This window comes from Algoriphagus algorifonticola (genome assembly GCF_007655305.1).
GTDB classification, from domain to species: domain Bacteria; phylum Bacteroidota; class Bacteroidia; order Cytophagales; family Cyclobacteriaceae; genus Algoriphagus; species Algoriphagus algorifonticola.
The window spans coordinates 1-17,819 of sequence record NZ_VLOG01000002.1; the positions used below are offsets into that span (position 1 = coordinate 1).

The following is a 17,819-nucleotide window of genomic DNA, read 5'->3' on the forward strand; positions in this document are numbered from 1 at the left end:
GCCTTCTGAGCGAAATGGATGCAAAGGGGTTTAAAAGCTATGTTTTCAATTTTCGCTATCTGGCTAAAAAATGTCCCGGGATTGAAGAAGTTATTGGTTATTTGTTTTTGGGATCTCGTTCAGACAAAGAATTTATACCATAGTCAAAGGGATTGATGGTCTATGCCGAAAAAAATCTGTATGAGTCTCTTTACATCCTTGGATTCTTAGCGGTAAAAAATTCCATTATATCTTCTCCTCTTTTGGCAGTATTATTCATTTTCTACGGAAACCACTCAATCCTAAGGACCTATAGACTTCATCTTGACTCATTTCTCTTACTTCGCCCACTTGGAAGCCTTCGATACTTAACTTTTCCATAGACCATCTCACCAATCTCAAGGTAGGAAATCCAACTGTCGCAGTCATTTTTCTTACTTGTCTATTTTTACCTTCAATTAATGTTAAAGCAATCCAGGTATCCGGCACATTTTTGCGGTAACGAATCGGCGGATCTCTATCAGGCAAAGCTGGAATCTCATCGGGAATTTTAGCCAAAGCAGGCTTGGTATGATACATCTTCCCATCCACATTGATTTCTACTCCCTTTTCCAGTTGACGCAAGGATTCTGCATCGGGTATTCCTTCCACCTGAGCCAGATAGGTTCGTTGATGTGCAAATCGGGGGTTTAGCAATTGATGGTTAAGCTGCTTATCATCGGTAATTAGCAATAAACCCTCGCTATCCTTATCCAATCGACCTACAGGATAGACCGTTTTGGGAAAATGAAAAAGAGAGGCAAGTGTCTGCCCCTCTCCGCTAAATTGGCTCAAAACCCCAAAGGGCTTATAAATAATAAAGTATCGACTCAAAACTGATTAACTTCCGCAACCTACACAATCAATGTATTGACCACCCGGCTTGGTACCATTCAATACCATTTCCAGATTATGAATTTTGTCTCGAATCTCCATGTCTGCAAACATGTCACCAGTAAGCTTAGCTCTAAGAGCAGTGATTTGCTCTTCGATTTGTTTTTTTTCTATTTCGCTCATAAAAGTGTTTGGTTAAAGGTTGAAGTGATTGGATGAAAATAACAAGAAAGGAAGGTAAGTTCCCAACCGTTACTGAAAAAATTGAGACAAAAATGATTCCAATTGAAAATCAGGGGGATAAAAACTTTAATCATTAGAAAAGAAAGTCATTCTCAGTTGTGTCTTGAGCTTGAGGGAATGGTTATTTGTTATTAGTCAATAGGTATTGGGATCAAGCTCCAGAAAAATTGCTCGCAGCTTCAAGGAGATGTTGTCTCCCGCAAAGGATTAAGAAGTAAAGAGTAATTGTGTAATTGATTAATCGTGTAATGGAATAAGATCGCTGTTTGGTGTTCACTACCCTTCGTTATTCATCATTCGATGTTCGATGTTCGATATTTTTTGAGCTCCCGCAAAGAACAAAAGAGGCAAAGGGAGAGTGAAACTATGTTTTCTATCCTCTCTATGTGGTTTTTAAAAAGCTCGCTGCGGTACAGCGGCGCGGCGATAATGTCTCCCGCAAAGAATAGAAGAGGCAAAGAGATTTTAGAATGATTGATCAAATAGCACCCCTAGTGCTGTAAAAGGTTTTTTCATTGAAAGCCTCGGAGAGGCATTTTGATTGTAGATAGTTGAAGTGAAAGTTAACAAGAGCTTCGGAGAAGCGATTTGATAGTTAATTCATTTTGTCTCCCGCCAAGGATAGAAGAAGTGAAGAGAAATCGTGTAATGGAATAAGATCGCTGTTTGGTGTTGATGACACTTCAATATTCATCATTCGATGTTCGATGTTCGATATTTTTTGATCTCCCGCAAAGGATTCAAGAGGCAAAGAGATAATGTAATTGATTAATCGAGTAATTGAAGAATATCGCTGTTTGGTGTTCACTACCCTTCATTATTCGATGTTCGATATTTTTTGATCTCCCGCAAAGAATAGAAGAGGCAAAGTACGTATGAAGCTATGTTTTCTATCCTCCCTATGTGGTTTTAAAAAATGCTCGCGGCGACGCAGCGGCGCAATGATTTTATTCTCCCGCAAAGAATAGAAGAGGCAAAGAGATTTTAGGATGATTGATCAAATAGCACCCCTAGTGCTGTAAAAGGTTTTTTCATTGAAAGTGAAAGTTAACAAGAGCTTCGGAGAAGCGATTTGATAGTTAATTCAATTTGTCTCCCGCCAAGGATAGAAGAAGTGAAGAGAAATCGTGTAATTGATTAAGATCGCTGTTTGGCGTTGATGACACTTCATTATTCATCATTCGATGTTCGATGTTCGATATTTTTTGAGCTCCCGCAAAGAACAAAAGAGGCAAAGATTAATAGGTTGAAGCGAAAAAATCTAAGGCAAATAAAAAGGAGTCTATAGCTCAAAATAGTCTCAAAAGTCTCCCTCCCCTTAGTAAATTGTAATTCTTTAATCTAAAATAGCTTTTCTCAATATTCAAAGAATATTCGATAGATAAAATACCGCTTGCATATAAAGCAAAGACACCCAACTTTGTTCCCATGAATTCACTAATCCAACTTCGGCATACACTTCACCAACACCCAGAAATAGCAGGGGAAGAAAGCCAAACTGCCCAGAGAATTCTGGACTTTTTTAAGCCTTTGAATCCAGATGAGACAATTGAAGGCTTGGGAGGGACGGGCTTAGCTTTCATTTTCAAGGGTAAAAACCCAGGAAAACGCCTGCTCTTTCGTTGTGAATTGGACGCCTTACCTATCGAGGAAAAAGGAAATCCAAGCTACCAAAGCACTGTCTCCGGAAAGGCCCACCTTTGTGGGCATGACGGACACATGGCAATTATCTGTGGATTGGGAGAAAAGTTGGCTCAAGAGAGACCTGAAAGTGGAGAAGTGGTGCTTCTCTTTCAGCCTGCTGAGGAAACCGGAGAAGGAGCTCAGGCAATTCTAAACGACTCCCGCTTTGAGGAAATCAGACCCGATTACGCCTTTGCACTCCATAATTTACCCGGCTTTCCGCTTCATCAGGTGGTGCTGCGAAAAGGAACATTTGCCGCGGGAAGTACTGGAATGCGACTGCATTTCACCGGGAAAACCTCTCACTCTGCCCATCCCGATGCCGGAATCAACCCCGCTCAGGCCCTTGCTCAACTGATGCAGCAGCTACCCCAATTACCCAAGGAAATTCCCGGCTTTTCCTTGCTCACGCTCATCCATGCTGAACTCGGAAGTTTGGCCTTTGGAACGAGTGCAGGCAAGGGCAGCTTAGGTATGACCCTGAGAGCCTTTGATCAGGAAGATTTGGATTTGCTAATTGAAAAGGCACAAGCTTTGGCTAAAAAAATTGCAACTGAAGAGCGCTTAAAATTGGAGGTAGAATTTGTCGAGAAATTTGCCGTTTCGCACAATGATCAAGAATTGTATGAGGTCGTAAAAGTTGCTGCTGGGCAATTAGGGCTTAACGTTGTAGAAAAAGCCGAACCCTTCAATTGGTCGGAAGATTTTGGACTGTTTAGTCAGCATTGCCCTTCCTTTTTGTTTGGCCTAGGCTCAGGTGAGAATTGTCCTCAGCTCCATGAGCCGACCTATGATTTCCCAGATGAATTGATTGAGACGGGGGTGGGGGTTTTTGAAAAAATCCTTGAAATCAGTTCACCAGAAAATCAAATACAAAGCAAATACTAGCAAAATGTATGCAGGCAATATTCAACACCTGATCTACATCTGTTCTATCCTCAGTTAAGCGTTAACTGGCCTAGTAACAGGTAAAGAAAAAATCCAGTCCTGAATTTTCAAGACTGGATATCTATTTATTTATAAAACTGTTTTCTCAAACCATTTGGACCATACCATTCTTCGTCTGAGATATCGAGGGGTTTGAACTCGACGACTTTGTCCATTTTTTGTTTTTGGAGTTCACCTTTTAATTCCTCAGAAACAATCAGGTCAAATATTCCAAAACTTCGTAAGAATAAAAGTGGTCGTTCACAAGTCCTATTTATTTTTAAGCTTCTTGCAATCACATAGCTTAAATGATTTAGATTCTTTTCAAATTCCTCAAGCTCCTCAAGGTTTCTGAAAGAAACCTCACTCAATTTTCGATCAAATTCTGAAGGCCTACCACCTTCTTCTTTGGTTACCCTGCTTTCATATAGCTGAAACCTTGAATTTTTAAAGTCAACATCAAGATCATCAAAATTTATTACATCTGTAATCCAATACGAATCAATTATATCGGATACTTTCTGAATGGGACACTTTAAATAAATAAATCTTTCTTTACTGAAATCCTCAAAGAAACTTTTTACCCTCGAGGAAACTATTTTTCTTGGACCTAGGTCCGCCGAGGCGGAGCAGAAATCTTTCAAAGAAGAATTACCTAGCACTTTTTGAATGGGGGCTTTTCCTTTACTTGGTTTTCCGTCTAGATAAATGTATCCTAAGATATTTTCTTCTCCGGATATATACACCCGTTTGGTCTCATTCAATATTTTGATTTGAAAGTATCTTAATTACATATTACACTGTTTATTTTTCCATCTGAAGGAAGGTTTTGAATAGCAGCTTTTGCCTTTGAGATTTCTTGATTTATAAAGTTAAATTCCTTCACTGAATCCGCATTTGGATTCCTTCTATTGAAATCTTGTCGCTTTGAAAAAAGGATACTCTTTTAGACTCGGAAATTGATTTTCTGAAAAAATTCTCTTAATAGAAAAAGAATCAGCCCAAAATTAATTCGGGCTGGTCTTTAACTTATTTGTAAAACTGCTTTCTTAGCCCGTTGGAGCCATACCATTTTTGTCTTGGAATTTCCAAAGGTTTAAACTCAACTCCTGTTGTTAATCCTTTTGAAATTAGTTCTTTCTTTAAAGGTTCAGAAACGATTAAATTATAAATTCCAATATTTTTGAAGTTAATTATATGCAGGTCACATTCCTCCTTAATAACCATTTTTGATGGTATCACTGAAGCCATTAAATGATCTGCCTGGTCTGTGAATTTCAATAATTCTTCAACTCCTTTGAACCTGAGCTCAATTTCGTCTTCATTCTTGGCTTGCAACTTGCTAATTGCCGGATGAGGACCTCCTCTATACCTATATGTAGATTGAGAGAAATCTAAACACTCATCATCAAACATCAGCTTGTTGGTGATCCAGTATCCCTCTAATGACGTCTTTCCTTTTAGGATAGGACATGGAATAAACTGAAAACTTTCTTTTCGATATTTTTCGATTATTTCTTTTGCACTAGTAGAAAGAACCACCCTACCAGTTAAATCTGCAGAGGGCCTAAAAATTCCAATAGAATTTTTTATGACCCTTGCTAACTGGGTAGGGACCTTACAATCTGAAACATCTGATCTTTCATAAGACTGAGGACCCATAATCTCATCTGTATCACTGAATCGGTCTTTGAAGGACCTCTTCAAAGGATTTTGAATATCAACTTCGAAATAATTCATTAGTCTATGATTAGATCATGCATTTTTACAGTATGATTTGCATTGATAATTCCTCTAATTCTAGTCATTTCACCTTTCAGGAAATTATACACTTCTTCCGGGGTTTTATCAGCATATCCTCTTCCATTAAGATATCGGTCCAATATGGCCAAAACTTGATCATTATAAGCCGGATGCGTTGTATTTCTATCTGCAGCGATTTCTATTCCATTAGCTAATTCATTGATATGAAACGGATCACCATCGGCTCTTGCCGCCTTTTGTACTACGGGGTGATCAACCAACTCTTTGGGGAGTATATGATGCGCATGTTTGTTAGGATCTGTTATCCCCATGGCTATTCTAAGCCTTGTTCCTCCAAATTTAATTAGATTTCCGTCCTTAACCCAGGTTTGGGTGATCCTTATACTAGTGCCGGAAATTACTCCCTTTAGTCGTAATGCTCCCTTTACTGTGGTGGAAAAAAAGCCAATCACCGGAGTGGCGGCCACAAGGCTCAAATTGCCATTCACCCGATCCCCTTCCAGATAATATAAGCCGGCATTGAGCAGATCAGCGGGTGTGCCCAATCCTTCGATAAGACCTATTGCGTCCAGAGCAAGATGTATTGCTTCTTTAGAAGTTTCGTAAAAAAGCTTCTCTTTAGACCAACTCGGATAGTTTTGTCTTAATATGGCATACTTTGCATCAAAGTATTGTTGAAAAATTCGAAGAATACCGGGATCTGAAAAATCAGCAGATGATTCTATCATTAAATCTTCAATGGCAAAACCAAATTGTGAACTAAAATCACCTGTCAGCGCACCATTCATCTCCGCAGCAAGGGTAAATAAGGCAGCATCCACATCCACAGTCGCATCAGCTAGCAGTGCAGATCTAAACTCGTTGGCAAACGTGGGATTATTGCTTAAGTATTGAAGATGAAAATCAGTTAAAATCCCTCCCAAGTCACGGTTTATTGCAGTAGAAGTTTTAGTTGGAGTAAAGGAGGGGGTACCAAAATCGAAATCTGAAATTTCGCAGTCCATACACTGCATCATCCCGATATCCTGACTTGAATTTTTTCGCATATAAGGATCATCTCCACATGAAATGGTAACAGTTACATCATAGACGAGTTTCACATCTCTACTTTCTCCAACTACCCCCCTAGGAGTATAAGTAATAGTCCATGTACATGAAGTTCCACTACCGCCTCCTGATGATCCTCCAGTTCCAGAGGAAGACCCATCACCACCGCTAGATCCTCCTCCTGGTGTAATCCATACACCTCCACTTCCAGAACCACCGCCTCCACCGCCGGAACTGAAATCCAGCGTCACTTGATCACAAACCACAGGATCTCCATTCTCATCAGTAATTCCCTGACAGCGCTCCAGAAATAGCGGATTGGAATCATTAAAAAAACTCGAAAAAGAATATCGCTTGATCGTGGTACCCGCTTCTAAAATATCCCCATGCTCCACAAAATCCCGATACTGGGCACTGTCAATTTCATAGGCCAAAATATACTGATCCAAAAGCTGATCCAGGCTGTCTGTGACTATGACGAGATTATAGGTATTGTATCGATCCTCCTTACTCAAAAAAGGTACGGTATATGTCTTTCTGGCTGTACTGTCTTGAGTCAGCAAAGAAGCCTCCAGATCAAAAATAAAATCAGAAATCTCCCGGGACTGTGCCGACTTGATGATATTTATTCCCAGCCGTTTGTTCATTTTCAGACCTAGTTGCTGTAGATCTGACTTCTTAGCTTGCTGGACTTGATAAGGACCTGAAGCTTGTGACTTGATCTTGGGTTCCGATGTTTCCGGCTCAAGTATCTCCAACTGACAGCCGGCCAATAAAAAAATACTGATTGAAACGAGTAGACTTAGCGAAAATAACCTAATCAAAAATCTACTGTTTGTCTGTTTGTCTGTTTGTCTGTTTGTCTGTTTTCATAAAATTTAAATTTCTAACTCCTCAAACCTAGGGCTAAAAAAAGCCTTAAAAAATACCCTCTGCAGGGTATTTTTTGGGGATTTTCTTTCGGCTTTAAAGAAATTCTCTATCAATCTGAATCGTCTGATAGTGAGAAAAGTCCTTTTCCAGTGTCTTGGAAAAAGGTCAACTTTTGAAAAATCAAAAACCCTCCAAGTGATCCCGATAGGTATCGGGACTCTTGGAGGGTTAAGGTTTACTATCTGATTTAATTTTTACTTTTTCTTGCTCTGAGCTTTTTTCATAGGATTGTCACCTACAGAAGCTCCTCTGGCTCCACCTCGGCTTTTGTACAATTCAAATCGGGTTGGCTGATATTGTCTTGGCCAGTAATTGCTGGACTCATCGATATCCGCAGTCTCACGCATAGGATCCAATATAAACTGTACCACTTCTTTCTTCTTCGGGAAAACTTTGGTCACCTGAGTTTCATTGAGCTTCCAGATTTCAGCAGGAATTCTCTCGATTTCGGAAGTACCATCGGCATACTGGAACTCAATAATCAAAGGCATTACCAAGCCGCCTACATTTTCAAAGGTGATTTCATAGAAGTTCATATTGGAATTCAATAGCTCTTTTTCCTTTGGAGAAAGACTGGCCATAAACTTCTTATACTCTTCCTCGTCTTCAGGAGTCACAGTAAATGGATTGTAAGAATTATAAAAATCTCTGGTGGCAGGATCCGCCTCCACTACTGTTTGAGGCACATCAGCCTTGTTATAATTCTTAGACACATAGCTTTCTTCCAGATCAAATGCAGCTTTTTGATCAGCTTTTTTCTGAGCAGGAGTTCTGTTGTCCAGTTTAAACCACTTCACATCCTGAATAGCAATATCTACAGGTTCTGTTCCATAAAACCATCCTCTCCAGAACCAGTCCAGATCAACTGCAGAAGCATCTTCCATTGTTCTGAATAAGTCTTCAGGAGTTGGATGCTTAAACATCCATCTTCTAGCATATTCTCTGAAAGCAAAATCAAACAGTTCTCTGCCCATCACTGTCTCTCTCAAAATATTCAAAGCAGTAGCTGGCTTAGCGTAAGCATTTGGGCCAAACTGAATGATATTTTCTGAGTTAGTCATAATCGGCTCAAGCAAACTCTTTTCACTTCTCATATAAGGTACAATTTTATGTGCAGGTCCTCTTCTGGATGGATAATTTCTATCCCATTCCTGCTCTGCCATAAACTGCATGAAGGTATTCAAGCCTTCATCCATCCAAGTCCACTGTCTCTCGTCTGAGTTGACGATCATCGGGAAGAAATTATGACCTACTTCGTGAATGATCACTGAAATCATTCCATATTTCACAGCCTCTGAATAGGTTCCATCCTTGTCGGGTCTTCCGTAATTGAAACAGATCATTGGGTATTCCATACCATTACTTGCTTCCACAGAGATAGCAGTTGGATAGGGGTAGTCAAATGTATGTGCTGAATAAGATTTAATGGTATGGGCTACAACTCGTGTTGAGTATTGCTCCCATAAAGGATTGGCTTCTTTGGCATAGTAAGACATCGCCATGACATCTTTTCCACCCTGCTTCACTGCCATAGCATCCCAGATAAATTTTCTGGAAGAAGTCCAAGCAAAATCGCGGACATTCTCAGCTTTGAAAATCCAAGTTTTCTTGTCTTTGGATTTTCCTTTTTCCAATTTTTCAGCCTCTGCCTGAGTTCTGATAATTACAGGATTATCAAAGGTCTGCTTGGCTTTATTCCATCGCTGCAATTCCGTAGCAGATAGTACTTCTTCAGGATTTTGTAAAACTCCGGTAGCACCTACCATGTGATCAGCAGGCACAGTGATTCTTACTTCATAATCCCCAAAGGTCAAGGCAAATTCACCTCTTCCCAAAAACTGCTTATTCTGCCATCCTTCGAAATCAGAATAAACAGCCATTCTTGGAAACCACTCTGCCATGGTATAGATATAGTTACCATCTTCCGGGAAGAATTCATAACCAGGTCTACCGGAAATGTAAGACATTCTGTCTGTGATATTGAAGGACCAGTCTACAGCAAAAGTGAAGCTCTCACCCGCCTTTAAAGGCTTTGGAAGATCAATTCGCATCATGGTCTTGTTGACAGCCACAGAAAGCGGATTGCCCTGTGCATCCTTAACATTCAGCACTTTATAGCCATACTCTTCATTTTCCCAAAGGATTCCCTCCAAAGTCCGAAGAGTCATTCGGGAATTGATGCTGCTTTCAGCTACCAAAGGTGCTTCAGACTGAGGCCCTCTTTGGTTTTCTTCCAACTGAACCCAAAGGTAAGTCAGCTGATCAGGAGAGTTATTGATATAAGTGATGGTTTCCTTTCCCTTGACGGATTGATTATCGTCATTGAGTTCCACGTCGATCACATAATTGGCTTTTTGCTGCCAATACATATGTCCCGGAGCACCAGAGGCAGTCCTATAGACATTGGGAGATCGTAGCATGGTACCCAGCTGCTCAAATCGTTCGCCGTGGTTTTGCTCTGAACGACGAGCCTGCCCGAAAACCTGAGCAGTCATTAGGGCCAAGAGCATCCAAACTAGTCCTGTTTTTTTCATAGTTATATTTTATTTACCAAAATTTCGTTTCTAACATCATCATCAGGGAAATTCCCAAGACCATAGCTGCCATAACCAAGGTCCACTCCTTTCTGTTTACTCCAGCAATCCCTACCAAGATGGAGGTAACCAATAGATAGGCACCAACAATGATCAATTGCCCGGCTTCTAAGCCTAGATTAAAAGCAAGGAGAGGTTTCCAGATAACAGCTTCTTTTCCCAACAGCTCCCGCAGATAATTGGAAAAACCCAAACCATGGATCAAACCAAAAAACAGCGCGAGAAAATAATTCATTTGAATACCTTTGCCCGTAGAAGGTCTTGGCTTCAAGATAGTAGTAAAGGCAGTGATGGCGATGGTGACGGGAATCAGGAATTCGATAACATCGGATCGTACCTGAATCACTTTAAAAGTGGCCAAAGCAAGGGTAAGGGAGTGGCCAATGGTGAAAGCTGTCACCAAAATCACGATCTTTCGCCAGTCTCTGGCTATAAAAACAGCACAAAGCGCCAAGACAAATAAGATATGATCATAGCCTTGGATATCCAAAATATGCTTCAGGCCAAGACGGAAATACAGTTCAAATGAATTCATAAACTCAGAAAATACCTCGATTGAAGTAAATTGGGGCAATAATACAGGTTTATTCCCATAAAAGACAAGCAATCCCTTTCAAATGCAACAGTTTTACATTTCCTTGATTTCTCTGGGATGGATGGTACTCAGTCATCCTTATTTTATCTCTTTGACAGAAATCCGGCAAAATCCTGAAAGCCAACGGTTGGAAATCGCCCAAAAGATTTTTTGGGACGATTTGGAAGAAGCTTTGGGGGATTTTCATGGAGAAAAAGTGGATTTTTTGAATCCTGAGAATCCAGAAAAATTAAATGCTCAAATTCAGGGATACCTACTCCATCACAATAAAATATGGCTGGATGGAAGCCCTGCCACATTGAAATTTTTGGGCTATGAAATCGAAGAAGATGCTGCTTGGTTTTACATGGAGTCCCTTCCTCTTCCCTGGAAAGCTGAGATTCGGGTTCAAAACAGCATCTTGATCAAGAATTTTGCTTCACAGCAAAACATCATTCATGTGTATAAAAACAGCAAAAGTCCCAAAAGCTTGTTGTTGGGGAAAGGTCAAGAATCTGGAAGCATTAAATTTTAAATGATTGATTGTGATCCAATCCAAAGCTAAACATTCTTGAGTTTTTAGTTAAATGTCTTGACTTTAATCCGCAGTCTGATTGAAGTTTTAGCTGAGTCTGATTGAAGAAATAAGAGATAGATTTATTTCAAGAGAAAAAGACAACATCAAATTTTTTCAGGTATTTTGGATTTTTTAGTTTACCCCTTATCTTAGTACAAACTGTTTTCCATGAGGTTTCTATTTTTCACCATTTCTTTCTGCTTGATTTTTTGGAAGCTTCAAGGCCAAGAACTGAAGTATAAAAATTTTGATCTTCAAATTTCAACGGGGGTCAGTATTCCAACAGGGGCATTTGCCAAAACCTCCTATGAAGACCTCTTATTACCGCAAGACGGGCTCGATTATTCATTTTATATAGGAATAGAAAAAGCTGGACATGCCTATGCAAAGCCCGGTCGGTTCATGGGTTTAGGTTTAGCTTATCAATTGCAATCGGGAATCAAATTTTCTCTCAATTATCAGGATTATCTGAACCCATTAGAGGTCAACAAATTAGATCAGGTTATTCGAGAGGGAATTGCCCAACCCATTGAAAGAACTCAATTTTTGGAGCATAATGAATATGAACTTGAAAATTTCCTTTTCGGAGTATCTTATGTATGGTCAAAAGAAAGATTGACATATGAAGCAGGGTTTCTAACAGGAAAAGGCAGAATGCAATATCCCAATTATCAGTATTTCTACGATCCATTCTATATAGGTAATGATCGGCAGCATATTCCCATCAATTCCTTGGTGAAGGGATTAAATAGCTCAATTTCTTACTCCATTTTATCTTGGCTAAATGCAGGATTGCGATTTCAGTTTATCCAAGGTGACTTTCCTTATGAATATGAGCGCAGATTGATCCCTGGAGGGTCCAATGTTTCATTTTTAAATGATGAAATAAATTTTCGCTCTTTAAGCATTGGACTTCAACTTCAGATGCTATGGTAAGATTGAGTTTTACTATGCTTCTGTTATGCTCAAGCTTAGCTCTTTTTGCTCAGGAATTTCCGTTAGAAGTTTCCTTTTCAGCAGGTATGGCCAAACCCCAAGGAGCCTACAAGGAAATAGGACCAAATTGGCAAGAACCAGCTTACAGACGTACCTGGTTTGCTTATGATAATTTGGGAAAACGAAACCATGGCGCTGCTGAAAGTGGAAGCTACTTCAGCTTGGATATTACTTATCAATTAAAAGCTCCACTCGGAATATGGACTGGATATTTTTACTCCCAAAATTCATTTGATGAGCAAGGGTTTGCATCGAATATCAATGATAGAGATCAAGGCTTACTTTTTTCAAGAAATATCCCCGAGTCACCTTTTATCTTAAGTTCAGAGTTACGAGGAAGGCAGGCCACTTACTCCCATCCAGACTATCAGGTTCATTCATTTCTCGTAGGATATACCTTAGCCTATCAGTTAGCCGGCTTTTTGGAGTTAAGCTGGAAGCAGGGCTTAGGAATTGGAAGTATCGGAGGGTTAGAGTATGAGTTAACAATTCCTACGAGTCCAGCTAAAGGTTTTAGTCATACGCTAAATGGTAGTAATCCCAGTAGTCTCATGTTGTTTTTTGGAGGAAAATTAGGATTCAAAATAAGCAAACAGGCCGAGTTGGGTTTGAATACCTCATTTCTGTACGGAAATTTTCAATACAATCAAAAAATCACTTTTTCAGACCAAATCAATAGCACGAGTATTACTGACAGTATCAATTTCAGAAACTTGAATTTAGGAGTGAGCCTTTTAATCCGTATGAAAAGTTTACAAAAAAAGTCCGACTCCTGAGAGCCGGACTTGGATGATTTAAACAAATTGCTTTTCTCTATTAAGATGGGTTCTGCACCATTTTGTCATTTGCATTCAACTCTGCAATAGGAATTTTAAACTGCCAGTTTGGAGTACCAGCCGGCTCTTCAAATTTAGAGTTGATTACTGTCGCTACATGGTTTGCACCATTTCTATCCAATGGAAGGTTCAAGCGCTTCAGGTCATAGAATCGGAATCCTTCGCCCCAAAGTTCAATTCTTCTTTGAGTCATGATCTCTTCAATCAAAGCTGCACCAGTATTGGTTGAAAGTACATACTCAGGATCTCTTTGAGAAGCCAATTCGAATAGAACTTGAGCTGCCTGAGCACCGTTTCCGCTTCTTGCCAAAGCCTCAGCTTCAATCAAAATCATTTCAGAAGCTCTCATATAAGGAACATCACCTACAGAAGAAGCATTAGCCTGAGCGACAAACTTTCTGTTCATGAAGTTTCTTTTTGCGAAAGAACTCAAAGTCACCTCATCGATAAATGGATCTCTCAAAGCCGCTGTTCCTGCATTTGGATCCCACAAACCTTTTCTGGCATCAGTAGGAGAAATCTTAGCAAACAAAGAGCTATTGATCGCCTTAGGATTACCTCTGATATTGGTAGAGCTGAAGTTAACAGACATGTATGCGAAGAAAGATGCAAAGAACGTCTGCTGATCGTCGATTTGCTTACTTCCCCACATCCACTCAGGATTATCTACATTGTTGAATCCTTCATATAATTGAGAAGCAGACATCAAGTCAAAACCTTGACGGGCCTGATTTGCCAAAGTGGCCGCCTGGGCAAAGTTCCCTTGAGTCAAAGCAACTCTAGCTTTGATTCCTCTTGCTACATTGACATTGATATGGGATTTAGCATTTCGGCCTTCATCCAATAAAGCGATCGCTGCATCTAAATCAGCATTCACTTGAGTATACACTTCTTCGACAGTGTTTCTAGCACCGCCTTCAGTGATTGGCTCCAATACCAAAGGAACACCTAATTGACCGTTGTTTCCACCTGCCTGATAGCGCTCAGCAAATAGCTGTACCAAGTTGAAGTGAGCCCAAGCTCTGTAGGCCAATGCCTGTCCTTTGATCTCATCTTTTTCAGATTGAGGGCCCGCGGCATTGTCAATATTGGCGATAATCATATTTGCGTTACCGATGATTTTGTAATAAAATCTCCATGCAAAGCGAACATCACCACTGTTTTCGTTGACATGGTTTAACCATCTTGACATGGATACAAACCAACCATTAGCGATACCGGTCATTACCACATCTTCGCCCAAAACTTCGCGCATAATCATCACCCCACCTTCACCCGGCTGACCTTGGGAGTCGTAACGGATAAACATGGATCTGTGAATCCCGTTGAGGGCTGTCATCGCATTTTGCGTAGTCGTAAAGACTGCATTTTCGGACACCGCATCCGTAGGTAGGGTATCCAAATAGTCCTCAGCACATCCAAAACTTAGAATGGCGCCGAGTAAGAATATTTTACTTAATAATTTCTTCATGGTCTTTGGTAAATTACAGATTCACATTAAGTCCCAGCGTGAATGTTCTCGCTGGAGTGAAAGTATTAGAAGTAGTACCACTAAAGGTTCCAGATACATACATACCGCTTCTTGAAGACAACCAGCCTAAGTTTTCACCGGCTAGGTATACGGTAGCTCCTCTCATTTTCCATCTTTCCAATAAAGTTCTAGGAAGGGTGTAAGAGAGATTGATTGCACGTAAGTTGAGATAAGAAGCATCGGTTAGCCACCTGTCTGAAGCGACATTGGTTTGAGCAGCACCGGTTACATCCATCTTAGGAACTTCTGTAATATCTCCAGGCTGTCTCCATCTGTTCAGGATATCCACGTGAGCAGCTCCTCCATCAGGATCAGCACCCATCAAACCTGCATAGATTCCATCATAAATGTCTCCACCTACTGCAAAGCTTACTAGGACATTCAAAGATAATCCTTTGTAAGAGAAGGTATTGGACAATCCACCAAAGAAGTCTGGGATTGCATTTCCTGCAAAGTGGAATCTTGCATTTTGGAATCTGGTAGTAACTGTATCCTGCCCGATAATTCTAGTGGTTGGATCATTTTCAGCATACTCTTCAGCTCTATAAAGACCTTCACCAGTTTCTGGATCCACACCGTACCAGTCTCTCAACCAGAAATCAAAGATTGATCTACCAACCACATACTTTTTGGTACCTACAATTTGCTCCTCGAATGGAAGCTCTTTGAATTCATTTTTGAAAGTAGAAACGTTCACATTTGCATTCCATTTGAAAGCTCCCCTTCTCATCACATCTCCACCAATATTGAATTCAACCCCTTTATTCGACATGGTACCGATATTTTGGAATCTGTTCTCTAAACCGGTGGTCAAAGACAAAGGAACTTCGAAGAGTAAGTTGCTTGATTCTCTATTGAAGAACTCCAAAGTACCTGAGAATCTATTTCCAAATGCGAAATCCAAACCTAGATCATAGGTATTGTTGGATTCCCACTGTAGATCCAAAGCAGAAAGTGAAGCCTGCAAAATACCCGGCTCAGAAGCATTGTTGAAACCTAGGTCATACAATGCTTGCCAAGGATAAAATCCTCCCACATTGTTATTTCCAACCTCACCATAAGAAGCTCTTAATTTGAATAGCTGGAAGAAATTAGAATTGAAGAAATTTTCCTGATCAATAGACCAAGCCGCACCTACTGAGAAGAAAGTACCCCATCTTACATCTCTAAAGAATCTGGATGATCCATCTGTTCTCCAAGAAGCAGAGAATGAGTATTTATCGTCGTAGACATAGTTTACTCTGGAAAGGTAAGACTCGATTCTATCCACATCAGTTCTTCCAGAAGCAGAGTTGATAGTAACAAAGTTGTCAGGCTCGATATTTCCAGCCAAAATCTGATCCTGCTTAGAAATAAACTGTCTTGTTCTTCTGAAATCATAGTTTTCATGACCTACCAAAGCTTCCACGAAATGCTTGTCGTTGAAAGTTTTTGAATAAGTCAACAACTGGTTGAAGGTTAGAGAATTAATTCTGATATTCTCTCTTCTTGTACGTCCAGCCGGAGCACCATCACCTACTATAGTATTGTCATAACCGATATTTAGTAAAGAAGTGATATCAGTAGCAATATTGGTTCTGAAAGTAAAGTCTTTCAAGAATTTAGCCTCTACATAAGCTCTGGAAGAGATGACATCTCTGTCAAAACGATCGACGTTCAACAAAGTCTCCTGAACTACGTGACGTCCTGGGTAAGCACCAGCACCTCTTCTTGGAAGACCAAATTCTTCTAAGTCACCTAAATCGAAAATTTTGTTGCCAAATTCATCCAAGATGAATCCACCAGTTTGCATATTTTGAGCAAAAACCGGGTAAATAGGACCCATGGATCTAGCAGTAAAGAATGGGTTCACAAAGCTTGAGCTTCCTCCATCTCTTGCATTATTTCCCTCACTCATAGTTGCTGAAAGGTTGATACCAGTTTTCAACCAGCTAGTAGCTTGTGTATTTACATTCAAACGACCAGTGAAACGCTCAATGTCAGAGTTGATAATGAAACCTTTCTCATTCAAGTAGTTGAAAGAGGTATAAAAATCAGTTTTGTCAGAGCCACCAGAATAAGTCATGTTATATTCTTTTCTGTCCCCTGTTCTCTGCAATTCATCAAACCAATTCAGGCCAACAAAATTGTTAACAGCATTTGGGTTCAATCTACCGTCAGTTCCAACAATTTGATTATTTGGAACATTGTAGACATTGTAACCCAAAATATTGATGAGGTTATTGGATGCAAAAGTAGCTGCAGCATCTGGAGTAGCTCCATTGCCCAATTGGCTATTTCTCAATGATTCCCAAACTAAAGGGTAATACTGGTCAGCATTTACTCTGTCATATTCTGGTAAAGCTCTGCTGGATACACCCTGCTGAACTCTCACATTGAAGGTTGGCTTATTTTTCTGACCGGTTTTGGTGGTAATCATAATTACACCATTTGCCGCTCTAGAACCATACAATGCAGCTGAAGAGGCATCTTTCAAGATGGTCATGTCAGCTATATCTTCAGGGTTAAGGTTTGATAGGTCCCCATCATAAGGTACACCATCGACTACGTAAAGAGGTGCAGAAGAAGAGTTCACAGAACCAATACCTCTGATTCTTACAGCAGGAGTAGAACCTGGCTGGCCTGAAGCAGAAGTGGTGATTACACCCGGTGCCTGACCTTCAATGGCATTTACCACGTTATTGATAGGACGATTGGCTATCTGATCTCCTTTCAAGGCTATTGCCGAACCGGTAAAGTTTCCTTTATCAGCAGTACCTCCATAAGCAGTAATAATTACCTCTTGAAGATTTTGAGCATCTTCTCTCATGGTAACATTGATTTCAGATCTATTACCGATCTGCTCTTCCACACTGATATAACCGATATAGCTAAATACCAATGTTGATGCATTTGCAGGTACCAAAATGGAGTACCTACCATCCAGGTCAGTTACGACGCCAATGGTCGTTCCTTTCACCAAGACATTCACTCCGATCAAGCCTTCTGGCTCCTCAGGTGAAGTCACCCTACCGGTGATCGTTCTGTTTTGTGCCATGACCGAAACAGCTGTTAAGAGCATGATCACAAATCCCAGTAAAACTTTCTTCATAGGTTAAATTTTAATAGATGATTTGTTTTTCGAATCGGCTAATGAAAAAGCAAATAGCTAAAGGAGCAAATTTGGTAAAACTTAAAAAAGGTTAAGTTTTCAGAATAAAATTTTATTATTTTTTATTTTTTTAGAATTTTTTGAAAAAAATATTGTGTCCGAACAGTGTCC

The 17,819-nt window shown here is 40.1% G+C and carries 13 protein-coding genes; 4 read left to right on the top strand and 9 right to left on the bottom strand.

Annotated elements, in window-relative coordinates:
* Nucleotides 1-255 precede the first annotated feature (255 nt).
* Nucleotides 256-852 carry a pseudouridine synthase gene (locus tag FL972_RS00290; RefSeq protein ID WP_144602195.1) on the bottom strand — a complete coding sequence of 199 codons (597 nt, stop codon included), beginning with the start codon at nucleotides 850-852 and terminating at the stop codon, nucleotides 256-258.
* 6 nt (nucleotides 853-858) lie between these two features.
* Entirely contained in the window at nucleotides 859-1,035 is a 177-nt protein-coding gene (locus tag FL972_RS19345) for a hypothetical protein (RefSeq protein ID WP_175557884.1), read from the bottom strand.
* Between the two features lie 1,488 nt (nucleotides 1,036-2,523).
* Between FL972_RS19345 and FL972_RS00295 the strand changes: the two genes are divergently transcribed.
* A complete protein-coding gene (locus tag FL972_RS00295; protein WP_144602196.1) occupies nucleotides 2,524-3,666 on the top strand; it encodes an amidohydrolase in 1,143 nt (380 codons plus the stop codon).
* A gap of 125 nt (nucleotides 3,667-3,791) precedes the next feature.
* Here the strand turns inward: FL972_RS00295 and FL972_RS00300 are convergent, their stop codons facing one another.
* The 5 genes from FL972_RS00300 to FL972_RS00320 form a co-directional block, all read right to left on the bottom strand.
* Nucleotides 3,792-4,469 (bottom strand): hypothetical protein, encoded by a 678-nt coding sequence (locus FL972_RS00300; protein WP_144602197.1) that lies wholly within the window; start codon nucleotides 4,467-4,469, stop codon nucleotides 3,792-3,794.
* A 265-nt stretch (nucleotides 4,470-4,734) separates the two neighbouring features.
* A complete protein-coding gene (locus tag FL972_RS00305; protein WP_144602198.1) occupies nucleotides 4,735-5,445 on the bottom strand; it encodes a hypothetical protein in 711 nt (236 codons plus the stop codon).
* A complete protein-coding gene (locus FL972_RS00310) occupies nucleotides 5,445-7,163 on the bottom strand; it encodes an AHH domain-containing protein (protein ID WP_144602200.1) in 1,719 nt (572 codons plus the stop codon). Before FL972_RS00310 ends, FL972_RS00305 begins: the two co-directional genes overlap by 1 nt.
* 480 nt (nucleotides 7,164-7,643) lie before the next feature.
* Entirely contained in the window at nucleotides 7,644-9,959 is a 2,316-nt protein-coding gene (locus FL972_RS00315) for a M1 family metallopeptidase (protein ID WP_394344566.1), read from the bottom strand.
* Between the two features lie 37 nt (nucleotides 9,960-9,996).
* Complete coding sequence (locus tag FL972_RS00320) at nucleotides 9,997-10,578, bottom strand: HupE/UreJ family protein (RefSeq protein WP_144602203.1); 582 nt, start codon at nucleotides 10,576-10,578, stop codon at nucleotides 9,997-9,999.
* A gap of 82 nt (nucleotides 10,579-10,660) precedes the next feature.
* Between FL972_RS00320 and FL972_RS00325 the strand changes: the two genes are divergently transcribed.
* From FL972_RS00325 to FL972_RS00335, 3 genes are all read left to right on the top strand, one after another.
* A complete protein-coding gene (locus FL972_RS00325) occupies nucleotides 10,661-11,152 on the top strand; it encodes a DUF6702 family protein (protein WP_144602204.1) in 492 nt (163 codons plus the stop codon).
* 210 nt (nucleotides 11,153-11,362) lie between these two features.
* The gene (locus tag FL972_RS00330; RefSeq protein ID WP_144602205.1) at nucleotides 11,363-12,130 is read left to right on the top strand and encodes a hypothetical protein; all 768 of its coding nucleotides are present in this window, start codon (nucleotides 11,363-11,365) and stop codon (nucleotides 12,128-12,130) included.
* Entirely contained in the window at nucleotides 12,124-12,966 is an 843-nt protein-coding gene (locus FL972_RS00335; RefSeq protein WP_144602206.1) for a hypothetical protein, read from the top strand. The genes FL972_RS00330 and FL972_RS00335 overlap by 7 nt, the downstream gene beginning before the upstream one ends.
* A gap of 40 nt (nucleotides 12,967-13,006) precedes the next feature.
* Here the strand turns inward: FL972_RS00335 and FL972_RS00340 are convergent, their stop codons facing one another.
* Nucleotides 13,007-14,497 (bottom strand): RagB/SusD family nutrient uptake outer membrane protein, encoded by a 1,491-nt coding sequence (locus tag FL972_RS00340; protein ID WP_144602209.1) that lies wholly within the window; start codon nucleotides 14,495-14,497, stop codon nucleotides 13,007-13,009.
* 13 nt (nucleotides 14,498-14,510) lie between these two features.
* The gene (locus tag FL972_RS00345; RefSeq protein ID WP_144602211.1) at nucleotides 14,511-17,648 is read right to left on the bottom strand and encodes a SusC/RagA family TonB-linked outer membrane protein; all 3,138 of its coding nucleotides are present in this window, start codon (nucleotides 17,646-17,648) and stop codon (nucleotides 14,511-14,513) included.
* Nucleotides 17,649-17,819: the final 171 nt, after the last annotated feature.